Genomic DNA, 22464 nt, shown 5'->3' with positions numbered 1-22464 from the left:
AAGCGCGGCCTGAACGTTGTCAAGGGGGCGCCTGAAAGTGGTCGCCGCCCAGGCGCTTCGCTATGGTCGGCGCCATGAGAAGACGTCGGACGACGGGTGCGGCAGCGCTCGTGCTGCTCGTCGCGCTGACGGGCTGCGGGCTGCGGATCCCCGCTGATCCGCACGGCAGCATCGAGCGGATCGAGGGCGGGACGCTGCGCGCGGGCGCCACCGAGCAGCCGCCCTGGGTCGACGTGCACGACAACGGGGAGCCCACCGGCTCCGAGCCCGAGCTGGTGCAGGAGTTCGCCGAGCAGCTCGACGCCACGGTGGAGTGGACGACGGGCAGCGAGGCCGATCTGCTCACGGCGCTCGAGCGCGGCGAGCTCGATGTGGTCGTCGGCGGTTTCCTCGACGACACACCGTGGACCGATCGCGGCGCGGTGACGCGGCCGTACGCCGAGCGCAGCACGGAGCACGGCACGCAGAAGCACGTGATGATCGTGCGGATGGGTGAGAACGCCCTGCTCACCGAGCTCGAGACGTTCCTGCACGAGGAGGTCGGATCATGACCACCCGGTTCGGGCGCGCCGAGCTGCCCCCGCGGCAGGAGCAGGCGCTGCGCAAGGCGATCCGCTTCGAGTGGTACACGCTGATCTTCCTCGCCGTGGCCATCACGATGGTCTATCTGGTGATGGGCAGCTCACAGGCGATGAAGGCGGCATGGATCGAGGATCTGCTGTCGCTCGCCCCGCCGATCGCCTTCCTCATCGCGGTGCGCATCGTCAACCGGCCGCCCAGCGGACGCTATCCGTACGGCTTCCACCGCGCGGTCGGCGTGGCCCACCTCGTGGCTGCCGTGGCGCTGATGGCCATGGGCGTGTTCCTCGTCATCGACTCGCTCACCGGACTGATCGGCGGCGAGCATCCGCCCATCGGCACGGTCGTGCTGCTCGGGCAGCCGATCTGGCTGGGCTGGCTGATGGTCATCGTGATGGCGCTCACCATCCCGCTCCCGATCTACTTCGGCCGGGTGAAGATGCGCCTCGCGAAAGAGCTGCACGACAAGGTGCTCTACGCCGATGCCGACATGAACAAGGCCGACTGGCAGACTGCCGTCGGATCCATCGTCGGCGTGCTCGGCATCGGCATCGGATGGTGGTGGACGGATGCCGTGGCGGCGCTGCTCATCGCCGGCAGCATCCTCTGGGACGGCATCCGCAATATGCGGGCGGCCATCACCGATCTGATGGACACCGCCGCGACGACGTTCGACGACGGGCGGGTGCATCCCCTGACCGGCGAGATCGACGAGCTGCTGCGCCGATTGCCGTGGACCGAGCAGGTCGGATCGCGGGTGCGCGACCAGGGCCACGTGCTGCACGTGGAGTCGTTCGTCGTGCCGCACCGGGGACGCACACCGAAGCTGAAGGATCTGATCGAGGCTCGCGATGCCTGCCTCGACCTGGACTGGAAGGTGCAGGACATCGTCATCGTGCCGATCGATCAACTGCCCGAGGAGGTCGGCGGAAGCCGCGAGCACCAATCGGAGCGCAGCGAGTGAGAGGCGCCGCTCAGGCCGAGCGGAAGACGGTGTGCAGCTCGCCGATCACGTCGCGGCCGCCGAGGCCGTCGATCTCGAACAGCACGGCGATGCCGGCGACGGTGTAGCCGAGGCTCTTCACGATCTCCCGTCCCGCGGCGAGCGTGCCGCCGGTGGCGAGCACGTCGTCGATCAGCAGGATGCGCGTGCCGGCCGGCAGATCATCGTGCATCTCGACGGTGGCCGTGCCGTACTCGAGGGCGTAGTCGACGGCCGCCGCCGGGCGCGGCAGCTTGCCGGCCTTGCGGATCGGGGCGAAGCCGACGCCGGCGGCGATCGCCGCGGCACCGGCGAGGATGAATCCGCGCGCCTCGATGCCGGCGACGACGTCGAACGAGCCGGCGAAGGGCTCGATCAGCGCCTCGGTCGTGGCGCGCAGCGCCCTGGCATCCGCAAGCAGCGGCATGATGTCGCGGAACAGGATGCCCGATTGCGGGTAGTCGGGGATCGAGGCGATCAGGGACTCGGCGCGCGCCAGTTCGGGACTCACCTGGCAAGGTTACCGAATCGACTCGATGCCGACCCGTGGGAGCGCTCCCAGCAAGTCATGGCATCATGAGTTGCATGACGCGAACCTTCCCCGACGGCTTCCTCTTCGGCGCGGCCACCGCGGCCTACCAGATCGAGGGCGCTGCCTTCGAAGACGGACGCACGGCATCGATCTGGGACGCCTTCGCGCGCGTGCCCGGAGCCGTCGTCGGCGCCGAGAACGGCGATGTCGCCTGCGATCACTATCACCGCTATGCCGACGACGTCGCGCTGATGAAGCGGCTCGGCCTGCAGACCTACCGGTTCTCGACCTCGTGGTCGCGCGTGCGTCCCGACGGCGGGCCGGTCAACGGGAAGGGCCTGGACTTCTACAGCCGCCTCGTCGACGAGCTGCTGGCCGCCGACATCGTGCCCTGGCTCACCCTGCACCACTGGGACATGCCGCAGGCGCTCGAAGAGCAGGGCGGCTGGACCAGTCGCGACATCGTCGCGCGCTTCACCGACTACGCACTCAGCGTGCACGACGTGCTCGGCGACCGCGTGCAGCACTGGACCACCATGAACGAGCCGTGGTGCTCGTCGTTCCTGTCGTACACGGCCGGCGTGCACGCGCCGGGGCGCACGAGCATCCGCGACGGTCTGCTCGCCTCGCACCACCTGCTGCTCTCGCACGGCAGCGCCGTGCGGGCGCTGCGCGAGCGCGACTCCTCGCTCGATCTCGGCATCACCCTCAACCTGACCGTCGCCGACCCGGCCGATGTCGACGACCCGCTCGACGTCGACGCCGCGCGCCGCATCGACGGCCAGTTCAACGGCTGGTTCCTCAGCCCGATCTTCCACGGCGAGTATCCCGCCGACATCGTCCGTGACTTCCGCGAGGTCGACTCGGCCGCGGTCGCCCAGTGGCAGGCCGCCGTGCAGCCCGGCGACCTCGAGATCATCTCCGCGCCGCTCGACGCGCTGGGCGTGAACTACTACCACGGCGAGCTGCTCTCGGGGCATCCGCAGCCCGGCGGGGGCGACCCGCACCAGACCGAGGGCCAGCAGCGTGAGACGCGCTCGCCGTTCCCCTCCAAAGAGGGCATCTACTGGGTCGAGCGCGGCCTGCCGCGCACGGGGATGGACTGGGAGGTGCAGCCCGAGGGGCTCACCCGGCTGCTCGTGCGCGTCGCGAACGACTACGCCGGCGACGTGCCGCTGTACGTGACAGAGAACGGCGCCGCATACGACGACGAGGTGGGCGCCGACGGCGAGGTGGCAGACGTCGAGCGCACGGAGTTCCTGCGCGCGCACGTCGCGGCGACGCTGGACGCCATCGAGCAGGGCGTCGACGTGCGTGGCTACTTCTACTGGTCGCTGATGGACAACTACGAGTGGGCCTGGGGGTACGCCAAGCGCTTCGGGATCGTGCGCGTCGACTACGAGACGCAGCAGCGCACGATCAAGCAGAGCGGTGCGGAGTACGCTCGGATCATCGCCGCCCACAGCGGTCGTTGAGCGAAGCAGCCCAGCGACTGAGGCGAAACGCAGCCCGCATCACCGAAAGCACGCACAGGATGCTCCGAGCCACGATCGAAGAGGTCGCCGCACTCGCCGGCGTGTCCCGCTCGACGGTGTCACGCGTCGTCAACGGCTCGACCTCGGTCAGCGCCGAGGCGCTCGCCGCCGTGCAGAATGCGATCGCCGAGCTCGGCTACGCGCCCAATCGCGCCGCGCGCTCGCTCGCGAGCCGGCAGACGCACGCGATCGGCCTGGTCGTGCCCGAAGACACCACGCGATTCTTCGGCGATCCGTTCCTGGCATCCGTCGTCGCGGGGATCAGCTCGCGCCTGTCTGAGTCGGAGTACATCCTCAACCTGCTCATCGCCAGCGACGACCCCGACGGCAAGATGACGCGGTTCGTGCGCAACGGCGGGGTCGATGCCGCGATCATCGTGTCGCACCACGCCAGCGACTCGTTCATCGAGCGCATCGCCGAGGCGGTGCCCGTCGTCTTCGGCGGGCGGCCGGCGAGGGTGCGCGAGAGCGACATCATCGTCGACGTCGACAACGTGGCGGCGGCCCGCGCCGCTGCCGAGCACCTCATCGCGCTCGGCCGCCGGCGCATCGCGACCATAACCGGCACGATGACGATGGCCGTGAGTGTCGACCGTCGTGACGGCTTCGTCGCGGCGCTGGCGGATGCCGGACTGCAGCCCGCCGGCGAGATCGACGGCGACTTCAGCGAGCACGGCGGTGCGGAGGCGGCGCGTCTGCTGCTGCAGGGCGGGAAGCACCCGGATGCGATCTTCGTGGCGAGCGACCTGATGGCCCGAGGAGCGATGGGCGTGCTGCGCGCCGCCGGGCTGCGGGTGCCCGAAGACGTCGCGATCGTCGCCTTCGACGACTCGCGGGTCGCCGAGTCGTCGGACCTCACGAGCGTGCGCCAGCCCATGTTCACGCAGGGGGAGATGCTCGGCGGCATGGTGATCGACCTGCTCGCGGGGACGCGGCCGGATCCGCTCACGATCCTGCCGACCGAGCTGGTCGTGCGCGGGTCGGCGCCGGCGGTCTGACACGGTCGATCGTCGGTAGCATCCGAGGCATGGCATCCGATCATCGGCGTCGTGATCGGTGCGCATCCGCTTCCGCGTGGCGACGATTCGTGACGCAGGGGAGGTGACGGGCGACTGACTTATCCTGACGCAGGAGGGGTGACGGGCGCGACGATTCTTGACGCAGGCGGGGTGACCGGCGACGATCTCTGACGCAGCCGGCGTGACGGGCGAAGATCCCACCGCGGGTGCGCGATCCCGTCAGCGGCTCCCGGCGCTATCTGCCCGACCGGAGCCATCCGCCCCGCCGAAGCCTTCCGCCGTGCCGGCGCGCGAGATCAGCAGCTCGACAGCCGCCTCGACGGTCGAGTCGAGCACGTCCTCTGGCTCGCCGTCCAGGTCGAGCCTGCGGTGCCCGGCCTCGTCGCGCGTCGCCCATCCGAGGAACACGGTCCCTGCGGGATGCCCGTCTTCGGCATCCGGACCGCCGACCCCGGTCGTCGAGACGCACAGGTCGGCGTCGAAGAGCTCGCGGGCGCCGCGGGCGAGCTGCTCCGCGCATTCGGCCGAGGTCGGATCACCGTCGGAAGGGAACCCGAGCACCCGCTCCTTCACCTCCGGCAGGTAGGCGACGATGCCGCCGCCGAACCAGGTGCTCGCCTCCGTGCCGGCGCCGATGGTGCTGGCGAGAGCCCCCGATGTCAGTGATTCGGCGACCGCGACGCGCAGCTCTCGGCGTCGGGCGAGGTCAGCGAGAGGTGTGACGTCGAGCATGCGCCGACGATACCGCTCAGACCGGATGCCGCGGCGGGGCCTTGACAGACCCGGGTGGCGGGGCGATCAGCCGCCGCGACGGATGCCCGAGCGGGTACCGGAAGCCCCAGCCGGATGCTCCAGAGCGTGCCGGAAGCCCGTGCCGGATTCCCGAGAACAGGAGAACACGCGGGAACAGGACGGATTGCGGGAAATCCACCTGCGCTCGCGTGTTCTCCTGCGCTGGATGAGGACGGCTGTCCGAATCAGGCCGGGTCGCCGCCCGGAGCGCCGACGCCGGCGAGCGGCTTCGGGTCGTCGGCCCCCGAGCCGCGCAGCCGCGCCACGAGGTTGCCGAGGTGGTAGATGAGGATCGCGCCGACGGTAGCGAGCACGATGCCGCCCAACTCGAAGCCCGACTCCGGATCCTTGATCATGAACCCGCCGACGGCGACGATCAGGCCGACTGCGGCGGTGTACTGGTTGACCGGGCGCGAGAAGTCGACGCGGTTGTCGACCCAGATCTTGATGCCGATGACGCCGATCAGGCCGTACAGCGCCGTGGTGATGCCGCCGAGCACGCCCGCGGGCACCGAGTTGATGACCGCGCCGAACTTGGGCGACATGCTGAGCAGGATGGCGGTGATGCCGGCCACCCAGTACGCGGCGGTCGAGTAGACGCGGGTGGATGCCATGACGCCGATGTTCTCGCCGTAGGTGGTGGTTCCCGAGCCGCCGAAGAAGCCGGCGAGCGAGGTCGAGATGCCGTCGGCGATGAGCGCCTTGCCGGTCTGCTTGTTGATCGTCGGATCCTCGACCATGGTGGCGACTCCGCGCACGTGCCCCACGTTCTCGGCGATCAGCACGAGCACGACGGGAAGGAACATCGCCATCGCCGACCAGGTGCCCGGGGTCGCGAAGTCGGGCAGGTGGAAGGTCGGAAAGCCGATCCAGTCGGCGGCCTCGACCTTGTCGAATTTCAGCTCGCCCCGGATGCCCGCGAAGACGTACCCGGCGATCACGCCGAGGAAGATCGAGATGCGGCCGAGGAAGCCGCGGAACACCACGGCGAACAGGATGGTGATCGTGAGGGTGAAGGTCGCCGTGATCGGCGCCTGCTCGTAGTTGCCGCGCGCAGCGCCGGCGAGGTTGAACCCGATCAGCGCCACGATCGTGCCGGCGAGCACCGGCGGCAGGAAGCGGTCGACCCAGTGCACGCCCACCGTGTGCACCACGACGCCGATGAGGGCCAGCAGCACGCCGACCGCGACGATGCCGGCGAGCGCCGAGCCCATGCCCGCCGATGCGGTCGCCGCGGTGACGGGCGCGATGAACGCGAACGACGAGCCGAGGTAGCTGGGCAGCCTGTTGCGCGTGACCAACAGGAAGAGGATCGTGCCGATGCCGCTGAACAGCAGCGTGGTCGGCACGGGGAAGCCGGTGATGATCGGCACGAGGAACGTCGCGCCGAACATCGCGACGACGTGCTGCACGCCGATCGCAATGGTCGCCGGCCAGTTCAGGCGCTCTTCGGGTCGAACGACGGCGCCGGGCGCGACAGTGCGACCGTTGCCGTGGATGGTCCACAGCGGCATGGGGGCTCCTCGGGAGTCGGGATCAGGGCCGAGGAAACACTACCGCCCCGGATGCCCGGCATCCGGCGTGCAACGCGTGCGACGAAACGGGGGCCGACATTCCAGATGTCGGACACTTCGCGTGAATCGGTCCGACATCTGGAGTGTCGGCCCCCAAGGGGGTGGCGGGGTGGCGGGCGCCGCGCGGGGTGGCGGGGCCTGGGGTCAGCCCCTGAGCCGCGCGATGAGCTCGCGGTACCGGTCGGCGGTCTGCTCGACGATCTCGGCGGGCAGCGCCGGCGGCTCGCCCTGCCGGTCCCAGTTCGTCGCCAGCCAGTCGCGCACGATCTGCTTGTCGAAGCTCGCCATGCGCTCTTCCGGCGTCGTGCCGGATGCCCACGCCGCCGCGTCCCAGTACCGCGACGAGTCGCTGGTGAGCACCTCGTCGGCGAGGCGCAGGGTGCCGTCGGCGTCGACGCCGAACTCGAACTTCGTGTCGGCGAGGATCAGGCCCTTCTGTTCCGCGATCTCCGCGGCACGTCGGTACAGCGACAGCGAGGCGTCGCGCAGCTGAGCGGCGCGGTCAGCGCCGACCAGCTCGACGACCCGCTCGAAGGTGATGTTCTCGTCGTGCTCGCCGAGCGGCGCCTTGTAGGCGGGGGTGAACAGCGGCTCGGGAAGCCGGTCGCCGTTCTGCAGCCCGGCCGGCAGCGGGATGCCGCACACCGTCCCGTGCGCGGAGTACTCCGCCCAGCCGGTGCCGGTGATGTACCCGCGAACGACGCACTCGATCGGCAGGATCTCCAGCGCCATCGCGAGCATGGCGCGCCCGGCCACGGCATCCGGGATCTCACCCTCGGCGAGATGATTCGGCACGTCGGAGAGCTGCTCGAACCACCAGTCGCTCAGCTGGGTGAGCAGCTCGCCCTTGTGCGGGATGCCCGGCGAGAGCACGAAGTCGAAGGCGCTCACCCGGTCGCTCGCCACGACGAGGATGCGCGTGTCCGCCGGATCCTCCGAGGCGTACAGGTCGCGGACCTTGCCCGAGTAGAGGTGCCGCCAGCCGGGGATGCTCTGTGCTTCGCTCACGCACCCATCTTCCCACCACGCAGGAGCGGATGACGGAGGTGCGCCGAGGTCGGCGGGCAGGAGTAGCGTTGCCGGGTGACTTCGACTGAGACACCCCGCACCGAGACCCGCAGCCCGTGGCCCGCGCTGTGGGCGCTGGTCATCGGCTTCTTCATGCTGCTCGTCGACACGACCATCGTCTCGGTCGCGAACCCCGCCATCAAGGCGGCGCTCGACCCCGATACGAACAACCTCGACAACGTCGTATGGGTGACGAGCGCGTACCTGCTCGCCTACGCAGTTCCGCTGCTGATCACGGGGCGCCTCGGCGACCGGTTCGGGCCGAAGAACATCTACCTGATCGGTCTCGCCATCTTCACCCTGGCGTCGCTGTGGTGCGGGCTGTCGACCAGCCTCGACGGACTCATCGCCGCGCGAGCAGCGCAGGGCCTGGGTGCCGCGTTCATGACGCCGCAGACGATGGCCGTCATCACCCGCACCTTCCCCCCGCAGCGACGGGGCGCGGCGATGGGACTGTGGGGTGCGACCGCGGGCGTGGCGACGCTGGTGGGTCCGCTGCTGGGCGGCGTGCTGGTCGACGCGTTCGGGTGGGAGGCGATCTTCTTCGTCAACATCCCGGTCGGGATCGTCGGATTCGTGCTGGCCTGGACGCTCGTGCCGAAGCTCGAGACGCATCCGCACCGCTTCGATCTCGTCGGCGTCGTGCTCAGCGCGCTCGCCCTGTTCCTCATCGTGTTCGGACTGCAGGAGGGCGAGGCCTACGACTGGGGCACGATCGTCGGTCCCATCTCGGTGTGGGGGCTGATCATCGCGGGCGTGATCGTGCTGGTGCTGTTCATCGTGCAGCAGGCGGTGACCAAGACCGAGCCGCTGGTGCCGCTGGAGCTGTTCCGCGATCGCAACTTCTCGGGGTCGAACGCGGCGATCGCTGTCGTCGGGTTCGCGGTGACCGGCATGTCGCTGCCGTTCATGTTCTTCCTGCAGCTCGCCCGGGGCCTGTCGCCGACCGAGGCGGCGCTGCTGATGATCCCGATGGCGGTGCTCTCGGGCGTGCTCGCGCCGGCCGCGGGCAGGCTGCTCGACCGGGTCGACCCGCGGTGGATCCTCATCCCCGGGCTGCTCTGCGTCGCGGGCGGACAGCTGTGGAACGCGTCGTTGATGAACGTGGACACCCCCACCTGGATGTTCCTGCTGCCGTCGGCCGTGCTCGGCATCGGCAACGCGGGCATGTGGGGGCCGCTGGCCACCACGGCGACCCGCAACCTGCCACCCCGCCAGGCCGGTGCGGGTGCGGGCATCTACAACACCACGCGCACGATCGGCTCGGTGGTCGGCTCGGCCGCCATCGCCGCGTTCATGCAGTCGCGGCTCGAAGCGAACCTGCCGGGTCTGTCCGAGGCCCCAGCGGGCCTCGCCGGTGACGGCGAGATGCCCCTGCAGATCGCGGAGGGCTTCTCAGCAGGCATGGCGCAGGCGATGCTGCTGCCGGCCTGCGTGCTGGGCATCGCACTCGTCGCCGCACTCTTCCTCCGGCGCCACCGGGTGGATGAGGCGCAGCCCGAGCACTGACGTGGCGGCGCCGGGGCGCGCCGTGCATCCGACTCAGCGGAAGAGGGCGATGCCCGCCTGGCCGATGAGTGCGAAGATGATCGCCCAGATGATGATCGAGATGATCTGCCAGACGATCACCGCGTTGCGGCTCGCGCCGAACGACACCATCATCCCCGAGGTGATCTGGCTGGGCAGCACGGTCTGACCGAGCAGACTGACCCCGGGAACACCGAACCGGTCGAACATGCGCTTCACCTTCTCGCGTCGCGGCGAGGGGGCATCCGTCGCGGCATCCGCACCCCGTCGGGCGAGCACCTTCTGCCGGGCGGCGGCGGCGATGAAGACGAAGACCAGCATGGAGACCACGTTGCCGACGACGGCGGCGAGCACGGCGATCGGGAGCGGCACCCCCGCGATCGCACCGATGAGCGTGCCGAAGTAGGACTCGATGAACGGGATCGCCGCGGCGAGCATCACCCCGGCCCACTGCAGCCACAGGGGAAGGGACTGGGTGAAGTCGACGAGTGCGTCCTGCATGATGGCCTCCGGGTATGTAAAGCGTGTTTGACATGACAAGCATGCTTGACATTGATCCGTGCTGTCAAGTCGGCTTTACATTGCGATGTCTGCGGCCTACCTTTGAAGCGTGCAGAGCAGGGTCAAAGAGCTGAGAACCGCGCGTGGTCTCTCGCAGCAGGCGCTCGCGACCGCGGTCGGTGTCTCTCGCCAGACCATCAATGCGATCGAGACCGGCCGATACGACCCCTCGCTGATACTCGCCGTGCACCTGGCTCGGCATTTCGGCTCGACCGTTGAGGAGGTCTTCGATGTCGACTCATGACGACGCTGCGGTCGAGCCCGCGCGCCGCCGCTGGCCCATGTCGCGCACCAACACCGTGCTGGTGGCGGTGCTGGCGGTGGGTGCGCTGGTCTGCTTCGTGCTCGGTCAGACGATCGCTGCGGTGACGCTGCTGATGGGGGCGGTCGGCGGTGCGCTCGGCGCGATCTTCGCCCGGCGTGGCACGTCGGGCGACCTCGAGCGCGTGAACGCGCTGGAGTACGCCGATGAGCGCGACCGCACGGCGGCCACGAAGGGGCTCGCCGCAGTCGGCGTCGTCGCGCTCGTGCTGTGCACGGTGCAGCTGGTCGTGCACGCGGTCGTCGACACCGACCCGGTCTCGCGGTGGACAGCCATCGCCCTGTACTTCGCCCTGGTGATCAGCTGGTTCGGGGCGAACTGGTACTTCGTGCGCCGCGGCTGAACGCGCTCCGGATGCCCGGCAACCCGCGGTCATGGTGTGATGGGACGATGCCCGTCTCTCTTGCCTCGCCCTCGCTCTCGCTACTCGACTCCTGGTCCGAGGCCGTCACCGAGTTCGGAGATGTGCACATCGACGGCGCGGGTCTCGACCGCGGTCAGGCGGCCGATCGCGCCGCATGCGAGTCGTTCATCGCGAAGGCTCAGATGTACGCCGACCCCGGGGCCACGCTGCCGGAGGGGCACGTCGCCTGCGACTACTTCTGGATCGTCGACGACGGAGAGGTCGTCGGCTTCATCGCGTTCCGCCGCGAGCTGAACGAGTGGCTGCGCGGCTATGGGGGCCACATCGGGTACTCGGTGCGCCCCTCGCGGCGTCGGCAGGGCATCGCCCGAGCGGCCCTCGACCTCGTGCTCGACCGGGCCCGCGCACAGGGATACGACCGCGTGATGCTGACCTGCGACGACACCAACATCGGCTCGTACCGCACCATCGAGAGCGCCGGCGGCTCGCTCGATGACGTCATCGACGGATCCGCGGCCGGTATCAACCGCATGCGCCGGTACTGGGTGAGCCTCTGATCCGGATTCCGTCCACGGGGCGGCGTCCGGCAGAGTGAGTCCATGAGACTTCTGCCGCTCGCGCAGCGCTATCCGGTGCTCACCGGGGGCCTTGTCGCCACAGTCACCGTGGCGCTGCTCTCAGTGGCAGATCAGCACGAGGTCGCACGATGGACCGCGACCCTGACGGTGGGCGTGGTGATCGCGATCACCGCGTGGGGAATGGTCGGAGACATCCTCCGCGCGCACTTCGGTCTCGACATCCTCGCCCTGGTGGCGATGGTCGCGACGCTGCTCGTGGGCGAGTACATCGCATCACTCGTGATCGTGCTGATGCTGTCCGGCGGAGAGGCGCTCGAAGACTACGCATCACGCCGGGCGGCCCGCGACCTGACCGCCCTGCTCGACCGCTCGCCGCAGACCGCGCACGTCATCGAGAACGGCACCGACGCGTCGACGCGCGACGTCCCCGTCGGCGAGGTCGTGCCCGACATGGAGCTGCTGGTGCGACCGTCCGAGATCGTCCCGGTCGATGCCGTGCTGCTCAGCGAGCGTGCGAGCTTCGACGAGTCGTCGCTGACCGGGGAGAGCCTGCCCGTCTCGCGCGCGGCCGGCGAGGAGGTGCTCTCGGGGGCGGTGAACGGCTCGAACGCCGTGCGCGTCCGCGCCCTTCGACCCAGCGCAGACAGTCAGTATCAGCAGATCGTCGCTCTGGTGCACGAGGCGCAGCAGAGCAAGTCGCCGACGGTGCGCCTCGCCCACCGCTTCGCGGTGCCGTTCACGCTGGTGTCGCTGCTGATCGCGGGCATCGCGTGGTGGATCGCCGGTGATCCGCTGCGCTTCGCGCAGGTGCTCGTGCTGGCGACGCCGTGCCCGCTGCTCATCGCCGCGCCGGTCGCGTTCCTCGGCGGGCTGTCGCGCACGGCGAAGGAGGGGGTGATCGTCAAGGGCGGTGGCGTGATCGAGCAGCTCGCGCGGGTGCGCTCGGCGGCCTTCGACAAGACCGGCACCCTGACGCAGGGGCGGCCCGACCTCGTTGAGGTGCGCGCGGCGGAGGGGATGGATGCCGATGAGCTGCTGCGTCTGTCGGCATCCGCTGAGCAGTACTCGAGCCACGTGCTCGCCGACGGTGTGCGCCGTGCCGCGATCGAGCGCGGGTTGCGACTCGCGCCCGCCTCGCACGCCGAGGAAGTCGCGACGAACGGCGTATCGGCCACGATCGAGGGGCGCGCCGTCGTGGTCGGCAAACCTGCGTACGTCGCCTCGCTCGCGCCCGACACCCGCCGCACCGAGCTCGCATCCGGGCAGCTGGCCGCCTACGTCGCCGTCGACGGACGGTTCGCCGGGGCACTGGTGCTGGCGGACGCCGTGCGCCCGGAGGCCGCCGCGGTCGTGGCCGGTCTGCGCGCGAGCGGTGTCGAGCGGGTCGCCATGCTCACCGGCGACGCCGACGCGACGGCGCAGTCGATCGCATCGCCGCTGGGCGTGACCGAGGTGCATGCCGAGCTGCTGCCCGCGCAGAAGGTCTCGCTCGCCGCCGAGATGACGCCGCGTCCGCTGCTGATGATCGGCGACGGGGTGAACGACGCGCCGGTGCTGGCCGCGGCCGACGTCGGCGTCGCGATGGGCGCACGCGGATCGACGGCGGCCGGCGAGGCCGCGGATGCCGTCGTGCTGAAGGACTCGCTGCTGCCCGTGCTGCGCGCGACCGAGATCGGCAGGCACACCCTACGGGTCGCCTACACGGCGATCTGGATCGGCATCGTGCTCAGCGTCGGCCTGATGCTCATCGCCACGACAGGCGCGATCCCCGCGGTGGCCGGCGCGTTCATCCAGGAGCTCGTCGACCTCGCCACGATCCTGTACGCGCTGCGCGCGCTGACCGGCCCGCGGTCGCGCTGATCGGCTCTCGGCGACACGTGCGGCCCGCACGGATGCCGGCGAGGAAGACGGATGTCGGCAGGAATCAGCTGATTCCGCCGACATCCGTTCATGTCGCCGACAGGTGTGCGACGGGGGGAGTCTGCTACTCGGCGACGCGTGCGGCGATGTCGTGCCGGTAGTGGGCGCCGTCCAGAGAGATCCAGCCGATGGCCTCGTAAGCCCGCGCGCGGGCATCCGCGAAGTCCGACCCGGTCGCGACGACGTTGAGCACCCGCCCGCCGGTCGCGACGAGCGACCCGCCAGGGGCGTCGGAAGCGCCGGTCGCGGCATGCACGATCGAGACGCCGTCGACGGATGCCGCCTCCGCCAGCCCCTCGATCATCCGGCCGGTCTGCGGCGCCTCGGGGTAGCCCTCGCTGGCGAGCACGACGGTGATCGCGACGTCTGACGAGAACTCGGGCTGCGGCTCGTCTTCGAGGGTTCCGGCTGCCGCCGCCAGAAGCAGCCGCGACAGGGGCGTGCGCAGGCGCGGCAGCACGACCTGAGTCTCGGGGTCGCCGAAGCGCGCGTTGAACTCGATCACGCGCACACCGGCAGGGGTGAGGATGAGGCCTGCGTAGAGCAGGCCGATGAACGGGGTGCCCTCGGTGTCGAGCTGTCGCACCACGGGCATGGCGACCGTCTCGGTCACCTCGGCGACGAACGCATCGACGCTGCCGAAGTCGTCGGCCAGCCAGGGCAGCGGCGAGTACGCCCCCATACCGCCCGTGTTCGGTCCGCCGTCGCCGTTGAGCGCCCGCTTGAAGTCCTGCGCGGGGCTGAGGGCGCGCACCGTATCTCCGTCGCTGAGGAAGAACAGCGACACCTCGGGGCCGCTGAGGAACTCCTCGACCAGCACCGGGCCTGCGGGCAGGTAGTGCTCGGCGTGGGCCAGCGCCTCTGCGCGGTCGGCTGTGACGATGACGCCCTTGCCGGCGGCCAGGCCGTCGGCCTTCACCACGTGCGGGGCGCCGAGTTCGTCGAAGGCCGCCTCGACCTCTGCGGTCGTTGCCGCGCGCACCGCGCGCCCGGTGGGCACGCCGGCGGCATCCATGATCCGCTTCGCGAACGCCTTCGACCCTTCAAGCTGCGCGGCGGCGCGGCCCGGGCCGAACACAGGGATGCCGCGCTCGCGCAGCACGTCGGCGACCCCGGCGACGAGCGGCGCCTCGGGGCCGATCACCACCAGGTCGATGCCGCGCTCGTTGGCGAACGCCGCGATCGCAGGTCCGTCGAGCTGGTCGAGGTCGACGAGTGTGGCGTCCTGGGCGATTCCGGCGTTGCCGGGGGCGGCGAAGATCTCGTGGTCGGCCTGTTCGGACCGCAGGGAGAGGATGATCGCGTGCTCGCGCGCGCCCGAGCCGAGGACGAGGATCTTCATGCCGCCAGCCTACCGGCGCCGCATCCGGCGGCTCAGACGATGACGGCTCACACCATGACGGCGCTCAGACCGAGACGGGGCGCTCGACGGCCCGATCCCAGGGCAGCGCCCAGCCGGTCGCGTCGAACAGCGCATCGAGGATGCCGGCCGTGAAGCCCCACACGATCGTTCCGTCGACGTCGAACGCCGGACCCCGGTACGTGAAGCCGTCGCGGCGCAGCACCGAGGTGAAGCGATTGACCGGATCGACGAGCTGCGCGATCGGCACGCGGAAGACCTCGACCGTCTCGGCGTGATCCACGGCGGCGACGCGCGAAGGCTCACGCCACCAGCCGAGCACCGGCGTGACCAGAAAGCCACTCACCGCGAGCTGGATCTCGGGCAGTGCCGCGAGCACCTCGACGCCCTGGGGGTCGAGCCCGGTCTCCTCTTGGGCCTCGCGCAGCGCCGTGGCGACGGGATCGGCATCCTGCTCTTCGTAACCGCCGCCGGGGAACGACACCTGGCCCGGGTGCGACGACAGCGTCGCCGCCCGGCGCTGCAGCAGCACGTCGAGGTCGCCCGACACTGTCTCGTCGTCGGCGCGGGCGGGGATGCTGTCGAGCCGGCCGAACAGGATCAGCACGGATGCGGGCCATGCATCGTCGACCGACATCGGGAAGCGGGGTGTCCACTCGTCGGCGCGGGCGGCTGCGGCGAGCAGCTCGGCGCGTGCGCCGCGCATGTCGTCAGCAGAACCAGTCATCGATCTCGAGCCTATGCCCGCCGCAGGGCGCGATCACTGAGCGCGGCTTAGCCTTGTGACATGCCCGCACGCAGGATCGACACCGCAGCCGGACGCGACGCCCTCTCCGCCGTCTCCGCCGGAGGCGCTGCCCGGACGGTCACGGCGACGGCCGTGCGCTACCTGCTGCAGCTGCTCGATGAGAAGGCGCCGGGCAACAGCGTCGAGGTGCGCGTGCCGCCGTTCGGCGCGGTGCAGGTCGTGCAGGGGCCGCGGCACACCCGCGGCACCCCGCCGAACGTCGTCGAGATGGATGCCTCGACGTGGATCGCGCTGGCCACCGGCGCCGAGCAGTGGACGGATGCCGTGGCCGCGGGCCGCGTGACGGCATCCGGAACGCGAGCGGATCTCTCCGACCTGCTGCCGCTGCGCCCCTGAACCGAGCCGGATGCGGGCCCGTCCACAGCATGCGCGTGGGAGAATAGGGGCATGTCCGCAACAGCCAGGCACTCGACCGTCGAAGCGACGATCCGCCCCGTCCCCCGCTACGGCGTTTTCATGGTGACGGGTGCCGTTCTGGGGATCATCGTCGCGGGCATCCTGACGCTGCTCGGGTCGTATGAGCCGTCCGACGTGCTGGGCGTGGTCTACCCGCCCGGGCAGGTGTTCGGGTTCGCGCTGCTGTGGACCGTGCCGATCGGCGTCGCGCTCGGCGGCATCATCGCGGTCGGTCTTGACCGCGCCGCACGCAAGCACGCCCGTGTCGTCACGGTCGAGCACGAGCGAGTCGTCGAGGACGACGATCGGGCCTAGGCGAGTTCGGCGATCACCGGTCGCATCGCCGCATCGAACGCCACGATGTCGCGACGCAGCCCGTCGGTGACGGCGACCGTCAACGCGCCGATCCACCAGATGCCGCGCTGCGTGAACGGCAGCACCTGCACGTTCAACTCGAACGAGTGCGCTCGGCGGCCGATCTCGCGCTCGAACTCGGCGATCGCGCTGGCGTAGGCGCGGTAGGAGCCGCCGGACGAGCTCACCGACTCGACATATCGGTTGTGCGCACGCTGCGCGTAGTGCAGCACGGTCTGCGCGTGGGGCACGATCGCCGCACGCAGGTCCTCCGCGCCGGTGGTGGGCAGGGCGATGAGCGTGTCGAAGCCCTCGACCAGATCGAGCGGCACCTCCGATCGGTGCGCGCGCGGCTCGACGGTCATGTCCCAGTACTCGCGCCACTGCTTCTCGAGTGCGTCGTCGACCTCGGTCGCGTCGGGACGGCGCACCTCGAGTCCGCGCAGTGCCGGCAGATCCTCGGGGGCGCGGATGCCGAGCAGCTGACGCAGCGCGAGCGCGACCAGCACCGAGGTGCCGGCGTCTTCGCGGATCAGCCACTGCGGCTTGTCGACCATGGCCCCATCGTAGGGTCCTTCATGATCTTGCGCGCGGGCCTTGCGGCCCGCCACGCTGCTGCCCTCACGAGCCGCACGCCGGACGCGGGATACGGCTGGTCGGATGCGCGTCAGCGGCGGCGCGAGAGGATGCGGCGTCGCAGGCGCTCGCGGCTGCGAGAGGGCGGACGGGTGGCATCCACCAGCGCCTGTCTGGCCGCCGCGAGGCTCGGGTAGCTGCCGATGCGGCGGCTGTGCCGATCGTGCACCACGTGGGCGGCGTCGTCGACGGTCACGAAGCCGGCGAACTCGCCGCGGCTCGTGGCGACATAGACGTCGTGGTCGGCCTGACTCCAGGCGAGCTCGGCGGGTGCAGTCGTGTTCTGTGCGGGGGTGGGCGTGTTGTGGTCGGGAGTGGGCGCGCCGGAGCGCGCGGAAGTGTCGGTACTGCTCATGATCTCTGGTCTGTCTGCGGGCGACATGCTGCCGCCTGTGGGTGGCTCGGGGCGCCAGGATCCGCATCGGTGCGGATCGGCCACTCATGCCCGGCCTTGATGTGTGCGCTGCGCCGGTGAGATACGGCGGAACTTCGCGCAACCATTCATGCTAGCAGATCGGCTGACCGGGCGTCTCGATCGCCCTGTCACGAGGGGGCGGGCGTCGCCGCGGGCCGGTACGCTGTAAAGGTGGCAGACTCCCCCACCAATCCCTATGCTCAGGCCGGTGTCGACACCGCCGCCGGTGATCTCGCCGTCGAACTCATGAAGGCCTCCGTGCGCGCGACGCACGGGCCCGAGGTGCTCGGGGGTGTAGGCGGCTTCGCCGGCATGTTCGACGCCAGCGCGCTGCTCGGCTACCGGCGCCCGCTGCTGGCCAGCAGCACCGACGGCGTGGGCACGAAGGTCGCCATCGCGCAGGCCATCGACAAGCACGACACGATCGGGCAGGACCTGGTCGGCATGGTCGTCGACGACATCGTCGTGGTCGGCGCCAAGCCGCTGTTCATGACCGACTACATCGCGTGCGGCAAGGTCGTTCCCGAGCGCATCGCCGATATCGTGCGCGGCATCGCCGAGGCGTGCTCGGTCACCGGAACCGCGCTCGTCGGCGGCGAGACCGCCGAGCATCCGGGTCTGCTCGGACCGCGCGACTACGACGTCGCGGGTGCGGCGACCGGAGTGGTCGAGGCGGATGCCCTGCTCGGCGCGCACCTCGTGCAGGACGGCGATGCGGTGATCGCACTCGGATCGAGCGGCCTGCACTCGAACGGCTATTCGCTCGTGCGGCACATCGTCGCAAACGCGGGCATCGGCTACGGCGACAACGCCGCCGACCTCGGGGGCACCTGGGGCGAGGCGCTGCTCGAGCCGACGCGCCTGTACACGACGCCGCTGCTGAAGCTGATCGAGACGCTGCCGGGGGCGGTGCACTCGCTGAGCCATGTGACCGGCGGCGGAATCGCCGCGAACCTCGCCCGCGTTCTGCCGCAGGGCAGCTGGGCCGAGGTCGACCGATCGACCTGGACGCCCAGCCCGGTGTTCCAGGTGCTGGCCGACATCGCCGGCACCCCGATCGTCGACACCGAGGGCACCTGGAACCTCGGCATCGGCTTCCTCGCTGTCGTCGCAGCGGAGCAGAAGGATGCCGCGATCGCCGCCATCGGCTCGCAGGGCATCGCCGCCTGGCAGGTCGCGACCGTGCACACCGGTGCACGCCCCGAGGGGCATTTCGAAGAAGGCGCCAAGGGCGTCGACGGCGGAGCGGTGCGCCTGGTGGGCGCATACGCGGATGGAGCGAAGTAACACCCATGTGCGGCATCGTCGGAATGGTCGGCAACGGACCGGTCAACCAGGACATCTACGACGCGCTGCTGCTGCTGCAGCACCGCGGGCAGGATGCCACGGGTATCGCCACCGCGGAGCCGAACGGCGTCATGCACATGGCGAAGGCCGAGGGCATGGTGCGCGAGGCGTTCCGCACCCGAGACATGCGCTCGCTGCTGGGCAGCATCGGCCTCGGCCACGTGCGCTACGCGACCAAGGGGACGGCCTCCAGCGAAGAGGAGATGCAGCCCTTCTACGTGAACGCGCCGTACGGCATCGTGCTCATCCACAACGGCAACCTGACCAATACGCGTGAGCTGACCGCCGACATGGCCGAGCGCTATCGCCGGCACCTGAACTCGTCGAGCGACACCGAGCTGCTGCTGAACGTGCTCGCGGGCGAGCTCCAGACCACCACCTCGACGGTCGATCTGGACGCCGATCGCATCTTCGACGCAGTCGAGCGCACCCATGCGCGCATCGAGGGCGCGTACGCGGTGATCGCGATCATCGCCGGGTACGGTCTTCTCGCGTTCCGTGACCCGTTCGGCATCCGTCCGCTCATCCTCGGCCGCCGCGCGGCGACATCCGCCGACGGTCACGACGAGTGGGTCGTCACCAGCGAGTCGCTCGTGCTCGAGAACGCCGACTACGACATCGTGCGCGAGGTCGCACCGGGCGAAGCGGTCTTCATCTCCAACGACGGCGAGCTGTTCACGCGCCAGTGCGCCGAGAAGGCCCAGCTCGTGCCGTGCGCGTTCGAGTACGTCTATCTCGCCCGCCCCGACTCCGTGATGAACGGCGTGTCGGTGTACGAGTCCCGTCTGCGCATGGGCGACAGGCTCGCCGACACGATCGCCGAGCACGTGCCGCTCGATGAGATCGACGTGGTCATGCCGATCCCCGACTCTTCGCGCCCGTCGGCGATGGAGGTGGCCCGCAAACTCGGTAAGGAGTACCGCGAGGGCTTCTACAAGAACCGGTACGTCGGACGCACGTTCATCATGCCCGGGCAGGCGGTGCGCAAGAAGAGCGTGCGCCAGAAGCTCAACGCCATGTCTGCGGAGTTCCGCGGCAAGAACGTGCTGCTCATCGACGACTCGATCGTGCGCGGCACCACCAGCAAGCAGATCATCCAGATGGCTCGGGATGCCGGTGCGAAGTCGGTCATCTTCGCATCCGCCGCGCCCCCGGTGCGGCACCCTCACGTGTACGGCATCAACATGCCGTCGCGTCACGAGCTCGTCGCGCACGGGCGCACGATCCCCGAGATCGCGGAAGAGCTCGGCTGCGATCGCATCGTCTATCAGAAGGTCGACGACCTCAAGGCCGCGATCATCGAGGGTTCCGACCTGACCGACCTCGACATGAGCTGCTTCGACGGACGATACGTCACCGGCACGGTCACGCCCGAGTACCTGGCCTGGGTCGAGCAGTCGCAGACCTCGTGACGGCGGCGCAGGCGCTCTGGCGCGGCCGGGTGCTCGCGCTTCTCGGCATCCTGCTCTGCGCCTTCTCGCTGCGTTCGGCCGTCGCCTCGCTCTCACCCGTCGTCGACCTGATCGGCGAGGACTTCGCGGTCTCATCGGCGGTTCTCGGCGTGATCGGCACGCTGCCGCCGGCGTGCTTCGCGGTCTTCGGCATCCTCACGCCGGTGCTCGAGCATCGGCTCGGCATCGAGCGGCTGACGGTCATCGCCCTGACCGCCATCACGGCGGGACTCGTCGGGCGCAGCCTCGCGGCCGATTCGATCGGCCTGCTGGTCGGCACTGCGGTGGTCTTCGCGGGGGTCGGCATGGCGAACATCCTGCTGCCGCCCCTGGTGAAGAAGTACTTCCCCGACCGCATCGGCGTGATGATGACCGTCTACACCGCGACCATGGCGTTCTCGACCTTCGTCCCCCCGCTGGTGGCCGTGCCGCTGGCGGATGCCGCGGGCTGGCGTTTCTCGATGGCGGTCTGGGCGGCATTCGCCTTCGCCGGGCTCATTCCGTGGAGCGTGATGGTGCTGCGCCCCGCCACCCCGACCGTCGCGGACCGTCCCGCACCCGGGCATACGGTCGCTGCGGAGAGGGCGGAATCCGACGATTCCCAGGCCGTCTTCGCCGCCACCGGCCCGATCGCCACCGCTCCGACGAACCTCCGTCTGTTCGCGCGCCTCGCGCGCATCCCGCTGGTGTGGGCGCTGGCGCTGACGTTCGCGACGTCGTCGACGATGGCGTACGTCTCGTTCGCCTGGCTGCCGTCGATCCTCATCGACACCGCCGGGGTGGATGCCGCGACCGCCGGCTTCCTGCTGTCGCTGTGGGCGTTCATCGGCCTGCCCGCATCCCTGATCGCCCCGGTGCTCGTGGTCCGATTCCAGGCGACACGTCTTCTGTTCGTCGTCGGCTCGCTGACGGCTCTGACCGGTCTCGTCGGCCTGATGCTCGCGCCCCTGCCCGAGCTCCTGTGGCTCTGGATGACCCTGTTCGGCATGGTGGGGCTGCTCTTCCCCCTCGCGCTGGTGCTGATCAGCATCCGCTCGCGCACCCCCGAGAGCGCTGTGCTGCTGTCGAGTTTCGTGCAGAGCTCCGGCTACGTTCTGGCAGCGATCTTCCCGCTGCTCGTCGGCATCCTGCACGACGCGACGGGAGGCTGGACGGTGCCGCTCATCGCGGTCGTGTCGGTGCTGGTGATCACCTTCCCGGCGGGTCTCGTCGCCGGCCGCCGGGTCACCGTCGAAGACGAGTGGGAGCGCCGGCACGGGCGCTGGTGAGCGGGCTCAGGGGCTGGTGCGCGGGCACGCAAACGCCCCCCGAGCACGACGAAACCCTGGTCGACGCGGCGTCTGCCGGTCGCCAGGGTTCGCCCTTCGGCAAGCTCAGGGACCCAGATGAGCAGCCCCGATGGAGCGGTCAGGCTCGCTCGAGCTCGTCTTCGTCTTCGTCCGCGTACATGTCGGCCCACTTGTCGACGTACTGGTCGTCTGACGTCGGGTGCCCGAGCTCACTCTCCAGCGCAGAGAAGTTCACGTCGGGACTGTACGACTTGAGTTCGCGGGCGATCTTGGTGTGCTTCGCCTTCTGACGGCCACGGCCCATGCGCGAGACCCCCTTTTACGAGTTCAGCAGCGGGCTCGTGACGGGCCCGATGATATTCACGGCACCGGCGTGAAGCCGGTAAGAGTAGCATTCAGGATAGCACGCACGCCAGAGCATCCGGCCGTCCTGCGGCCGCCCCGCGGAAGGATCGAAATGACGGACTCCACGCCCCGAGCAGCTGAGGAAGCGGCACAGAACGCGGCCCTGCAGAAAGCGGTGATCGTCGGCATTCAGCCCGGCCAGCCACCGCATGTCCTCGACGAGGCCCTGCGCTACGCGCGGCTGCTCAGCGCGCCGCTCGTCGTCGTGCACGTCGATGTGACCCGCTTCGTCACCTACGAGGATCCCGACGGCTACGTGCACTCGGCGCCGATCGACCTCAACCTCGACGCGGGCGCCGCCGAGTTCGAGGACGTGCAGCGGGCAGCCGAGGAGGCGCTCGCCGACGCCGACGTGCCCTGGACGGCCCGCCAGCTGGTCGGCGACCCGGCTCTGGCGATCAAGCAGCTGGCCGAGAAGCTCGATGCGCAGCTGATCGTGGTCGGCACGCGCAAACGCGGACTCGGCGAGTCGATCCGCGAGTTCTTCACCGGCTCGGTCGCTGCCCGCCTCGCACACCGGCAGCACCGCTCGGTGCTCGTCGTCCCGCAGGGCGAGACGGTTCCCGACGACCAGAAGGACATCTGGACGGAGTGAGCCCGGGCTGGTGCTGGCATCCGCTCCGAAGACGAGCGCTCGCGCGCACTGACGC

Annotated in this window: 25 protein-coding genes; 15 read left to right on the top strand and 10 right to left on the bottom strand. The window is 69.9% G+C overall.

Translation table 11 applies throughout. From position 1 onward, the window contains the following. Positions 1-74: 74 nt before the first annotated feature. Both PGB26_RS02715 and PGB26_RS02710 read left to right on the top strand, forming a co-directional pair. Entirely contained in the window at positions 75-551 is a 477-nt protein-coding gene (locus PGB26_RS02715; protein ID WP_271638767.1) for a substrate-binding periplasmic protein, read from the top strand. After that, the gene (locus PGB26_RS02710) at positions 548-1543 is read left to right on the top strand and encodes a cation diffusion facilitator family transporter (protein ID WP_271638766.1); all 996 of its coding nucleotides are present in this window, start codon (positions 548-550) and stop codon (positions 1541-1543) included. The genes PGB26_RS02715 and PGB26_RS02710 overlap by 4 nt, the downstream gene beginning before the upstream one ends. A 10-nt stretch (positions 1544-1553) precedes the next feature. Here PGB26_RS02710 and PGB26_RS02705 read toward each other — a convergent pair whose 3' ends face one another. Beyond that, positions 1554-2072, bottom strand: coding sequence for an adenine phosphoribosyltransferase (locus PGB26_RS02705; RefSeq protein WP_271638765.1), 519 nt, complete (start codon positions 2070-2072; stop codon positions 1554-1556). A gap of 65 nt (positions 2073-2137) precedes the next feature. Between PGB26_RS02705 and PGB26_RS02700 the strand changes: the two genes are divergently transcribed. Both PGB26_RS02700 and PGB26_RS02695 read left to right on the top strand, forming a co-directional pair. Continuing rightward, positions 2138-3568 (top strand): GH1 family beta-glucosidase, encoded by a 1431-nt coding sequence (locus PGB26_RS02700; protein ID WP_442923001.1) that lies wholly within the window; start codon positions 2138-2140, stop codon positions 3566-3568. A gap of 59 nt (positions 3569-3627) precedes the next feature. Then, entirely contained in the window at positions 3628-4626 is a 999-nt protein-coding gene (locus PGB26_RS02695; protein WP_271638763.1) for a LacI family DNA-binding transcriptional regulator, read from the top strand. Between the two features lie 240 nt (positions 4627-4866). On the opposite strand, the gene PGB26_RS02690 is transcribed toward PGB26_RS02695, so the two are convergent. From PGB26_RS02690 to PGB26_RS02680, 3 genes are all read right to left on the bottom strand, one after another. Next, the gene (locus PGB26_RS02690; RefSeq protein WP_271638762.1) at positions 4867-5379 is read right to left on the bottom strand and encodes a CinA family protein; all 513 of its coding nucleotides are present in this window, start codon (positions 5377-5379) and stop codon (positions 4867-4869) included. Positions 5380-5624: 245 nt separating this feature from the next. Next, positions 5625-6953 carry a uracil-xanthine permease family protein gene (locus PGB26_RS02685; protein ID WP_271638761.1) on the bottom strand — a complete coding sequence of 443 codons (1329 nt, stop codon included), beginning with the start codon at positions 6951-6953 and terminating at the stop codon, positions 5625-5627. A gap of 204 nt (positions 6954-7157) precedes the next feature. After that, positions 7158-8021 (bottom strand): phosphoribosylaminoimidazolesuccinocarboxamide synthase, encoded by an 864-nt coding sequence (locus tag PGB26_RS02680; protein ID WP_271638760.1) that lies wholly within the window; start codon positions 8019-8021, stop codon positions 7158-7160. Positions 8022-8174: 153 nt separating this feature from the next. On the opposite strand from PGB26_RS02680, the gene PGB26_RS02675 reads away from it, so the two are divergent. Beyond that, positions 8175-9590: a DHA2 family efflux MFS transporter permease subunit gene (locus tag PGB26_RS02675; protein WP_271639715.1), complete on the top strand. Its 1416-nt coding sequence runs from the start codon at positions 8175-8177 to the stop codon at positions 9588-9590. A 33-nt stretch (positions 9591-9623) separates the two neighbouring features. Here PGB26_RS02675 and PGB26_RS02670 read toward each other — a convergent pair whose 3' ends face one another. Beyond that, positions 9624-10109: a hypothetical protein gene (locus PGB26_RS02670; RefSeq protein WP_271638759.1), complete on the bottom strand. Its 486-nt coding sequence runs from the start codon at positions 10107-10109 to the stop codon at positions 9624-9626. A gap of 109 nt (positions 10110-10218) precedes the next feature. On the opposite strand from PGB26_RS02670, the gene PGB26_RS02665 reads away from it, so the two are divergent. The 4 genes from PGB26_RS02665 to PGB26_RS02650 are packed head-to-tail and all read left to right on the top strand — an operon-like array spanning position 10219 to position 13293. Continuing rightward, positions 10219-10413 carry a helix-turn-helix transcriptional regulator gene (locus PGB26_RS02665; protein ID WP_271638758.1) on the top strand — a complete coding sequence of 65 codons (195 nt, stop codon included), beginning with the start codon at positions 10219-10221 and terminating at the stop codon, positions 10411-10413. Then, complete coding sequence (locus PGB26_RS02660; RefSeq protein ID WP_271638757.1) at positions 10400-10834, top strand: hypothetical protein; 435 nt, start codon at positions 10400-10402, stop codon at positions 10832-10834. Before PGB26_RS02665 ends, PGB26_RS02660 begins: the two co-directional genes overlap by 14 nt. A gap of 47 nt (positions 10835-10881) precedes the next feature. Beyond that, positions 10882-11412: a GNAT family N-acetyltransferase gene (locus PGB26_RS02655; protein ID WP_271638756.1), complete on the top strand. Its 531-nt coding sequence runs from the start codon at positions 10882-10884 to the stop codon at positions 11410-11412. A gap of 42 nt (positions 11413-11454) precedes the next feature. Further along, entirely contained in the window at positions 11455-13293 is a 1839-nt protein-coding gene (locus PGB26_RS02650; RefSeq protein WP_271638755.1) for a heavy metal translocating P-type ATPase, read from the top strand. 124 nt (positions 13294-13417) lie between these two features. Here the strand turns inward: PGB26_RS02650 and purD are convergent, their stop codons facing one another. Then, complete coding sequence (gene purD / locus PGB26_RS02645; RefSeq protein ID WP_271638754.1) at positions 13418-14695, bottom strand: phosphoribosylamine--glycine ligase; 1278 nt, start codon at positions 14693-14695, stop codon at positions 13418-13420. Between the two features lie 64 nt (positions 14696-14759). Continuing rightward, positions 14760-15440, bottom strand: coding sequence for an NUDIX hydrolase (locus tag PGB26_RS02640; protein WP_271638753.1), 681 nt, complete (start codon positions 15438-15440; stop codon positions 14760-14762). Positions 15441-15500: 60 nt separating this feature from the next. Between PGB26_RS02640 and PGB26_RS02635 the strand changes: the two genes are divergently transcribed. Both PGB26_RS02635 and PGB26_RS02630 read left to right on the top strand, forming a co-directional pair. Continuing rightward, positions 15501-15857 (top strand): sterol carrier family protein, encoded by a 357-nt coding sequence (locus tag PGB26_RS02635; RefSeq protein ID WP_271638752.1) that lies wholly within the window; start codon positions 15501-15503, stop codon positions 15855-15857. A gap of 51 nt (positions 15858-15908) precedes the next feature. Further along, positions 15909-16232, top strand: a complete 324-nt coding sequence (locus PGB26_RS02630; RefSeq protein ID WP_271638751.1) for a potassium transporter Trk — start codon at positions 15909-15911, stop codon at positions 16230-16232. Here the strand turns inward: PGB26_RS02630 and PGB26_RS02625 are convergent. Further along, entirely contained in the window at positions 16229-16828 is a 600-nt protein-coding gene (locus PGB26_RS02625; protein ID WP_271638750.1) for a zinc-binding alcohol dehydrogenase, read from the bottom strand. The two genes, PGB26_RS02630 and PGB26_RS02625, sit on opposite strands and share 4 nt — an antisense overlap. 110 nt (positions 16829-16938) lie before the next feature. Beyond that, the gene (locus PGB26_RS02620) at positions 16939-17262 is read right to left on the bottom strand and encodes a hypothetical protein (protein WP_271638749.1); all 324 of its coding nucleotides are present in this window, start codon (positions 17260-17262) and stop codon (positions 16939-16941) included. 231 nt (positions 17263-17493) lie between these two features. On the opposite strand from PGB26_RS02620, the gene purM reads away from it, so the two are divergent. Genes purM through PGB26_RS02605 form a run of 3 tightly spaced genes read left to right on the top strand, consistent with a single transcriptional unit; the run spans position 17494 to position 21388 of the window. Further along, positions 17494-18609, top strand: coding sequence for a phosphoribosylformylglycinamidine cyclo-ligase (gene purM / locus PGB26_RS02615; protein ID WP_271638748.1), 1116 nt, complete (start codon positions 17494-17496; stop codon positions 18607-18609). Positions 18610-18614: 5 nt separating this feature from the next. Then, positions 18615-20081, top strand: a complete 1467-nt coding sequence (gene purF / locus PGB26_RS02610) for an amidophosphoribosyltransferase (RefSeq protein WP_271638747.1) — start codon at positions 18615-18617, stop codon at positions 20079-20081. Then, positions 20078-21388, top strand: coding sequence for an MFS transporter (locus PGB26_RS02605; RefSeq protein ID WP_271638746.1), 1311 nt, complete (start codon positions 20078-20080; stop codon positions 21386-21388). The genes purF and PGB26_RS02605 overlap by 4 nt, the downstream gene beginning before the upstream one ends. A gap of 139 nt (positions 21389-21527) precedes the next feature. Here PGB26_RS02605 and PGB26_RS02600 read toward each other — a convergent pair whose 3' ends face one another. Further along, complete coding sequence (locus tag PGB26_RS02600) at positions 21528-21713, bottom strand: DUF3073 domain-containing protein (protein WP_099194886.1); 186 nt, start codon at positions 21711-21713, stop codon at positions 21528-21530. A 153-nt stretch (positions 21714-21866) separates the two neighbouring features. On the opposite strand from PGB26_RS02600, the gene PGB26_RS02595 reads away from it, so the two are divergent. Then, positions 21867-22409, top strand: coding sequence for a universal stress protein (locus PGB26_RS02595; RefSeq protein WP_271638745.1), 543 nt, complete (start codon positions 21867-21869; stop codon positions 22407-22409). Positions 22410-22464: the final 55 nt, after the last annotated feature.

This window comes from Microbacterium sp. nov. GSS16, assembly GCF_028198145.1.
In the GTDB taxonomy this organism is placed as follows: Bacteria; Actinomycetota; Actinomycetes; order Actinomycetales; family Microbacteriaceae; genus Microbacterium.
The sequence above is the reverse complement of the archived record's forward strand: the minus strand, read 5'-3'. Positions and strand labels throughout refer to the sequence as shown.

Bases quoted from the DNA above. Each gene is read 5' to 3' on its own strand.
- PGB26_RS02715 (WP_271638767.1), top strand. From the start codon at position 75: ATGAGAAGACGTCGGACGACGGGTGCGGCAGCGCTCGTGCTGCTCGTC.
- PGB26_RS02710 (WP_271638766.1), top strand. From the start codon at position 548: ATGACCACCCGGTTCGGGCGCGCCGAGCTGCCCCCGCGGCAGGAGCAG.
- PGB26_RS02700 (WP_442923001.1), top strand. From the start codon at position 2,138: ATGAGTTGCATGACGCGAACCTTCCCCGACGGCTTCCTCTTCGGCGCG.
- PGB26_RS02695 (WP_271638763.1), top strand. From the start codon at position 3,628: ATGCTCCGAGCCACGATCGAAGAGGTCGCCGCACTCGCCGGCGTGTCC.
- PGB26_RS02690 (WP_271638762.1), bottom strand. From the start codon at position 5,379: ATGCTCGACGTCACACCTCTCGCTGACCTCGCCCGACGCCGAGAGCTG.
- PGB26_RS02685 (WP_271638761.1), bottom strand. From the start codon at position 6,953: ATGCCGCTGTGGACCATCCACGGCAACGGTCGCACTGTCGCGCCCGGC.
- PGB26_RS02675 (WP_271639715.1), top strand. From the start codon at position 8,175: ATGCTGCTCGTCGACACGACCATCGTCTCGGTCGCGAACCCCGCCATC.
- PGB26_RS02670 (WP_271638759.1), bottom strand. From the start codon at position 10,109: ATGCAGGACGCACTCGTCGACTTCACCCAGTCCCTTCCCCTGTGGCTG.
- PGB26_RS02660 (WP_271638757.1), top strand. From the start codon at position 10,400: ATGTCGACTCATGACGACGCTGCGGTCGAGCCCGCGCGCCGCCGCTGG.
- PGB26_RS02655 (WP_271638756.1), top strand. From the start codon at position 10,882: ATGCCCGTCTCTCTTGCCTCGCCCTCGCTCTCGCTACTCGACTCCTGG.
- PGB26_RS02650 (WP_271638755.1), top strand. From the start codon at position 11,455: ATGAGACTTCTGCCGCTCGCGCAGCGCTATCCGGTGCTCACCGGGGGC.
- purD (WP_271638754.1), bottom strand. From the start codon at position 14,695: ATGAAGATCCTCGTCCTCGGCTCGGGCGCGCGCGAGCACGCGATCATC.
- PGB26_RS02640 (WP_271638753.1), bottom strand. From the start codon at position 15,440: ATGACTGGTTCTGCTGACGACATGCGCGGCGCACGCGCCGAGCTGCTC.
- PGB26_RS02635 (WP_271638752.1), top strand. From the start codon at position 15,501: ATGCCCGCACGCAGGATCGACACCGCAGCCGGACGCGACGCCCTCTCC.
- PGB26_RS02630 (WP_271638751.1), top strand. From the start codon at position 15,909: ATGTCCGCAACAGCCAGGCACTCGACCGTCGAAGCGACGATCCGCCCC.
- PGB26_RS02625 (WP_271638750.1), bottom strand. From the start codon at position 16,828: ATGGTCGACAAGCCGCAGTGGCTGATCCGCGAAGACGCCGGCACCTCG.
- PGB26_RS02620 (WP_271638749.1), bottom strand. From the start codon at position 17,262: ATGAGCAGTACCGACACTTCCGCGCGCTCCGGCGCGCCCACTCCCGAC.
- purF (WP_271638747.1), top strand. From the start codon at position 18,615: ATGTGCGGCATCGTCGGAATGGTCGGCAACGGACCGGTCAACCAGGAC.
- PGB26_RS02600 (WP_099194886.1), bottom strand. From the start codon at position 21,713: ATGGGCCGTGGCCGTCAGAAGGCGAAGCACACCAAGATCGCCCGCGAA.
- PGB26_RS02595 (WP_271638745.1), top strand. From the start codon at position 21,867: ATGACGGACTCCACGCCCCGAGCAGCTGAGGAAGCGGCACAGAACGCG.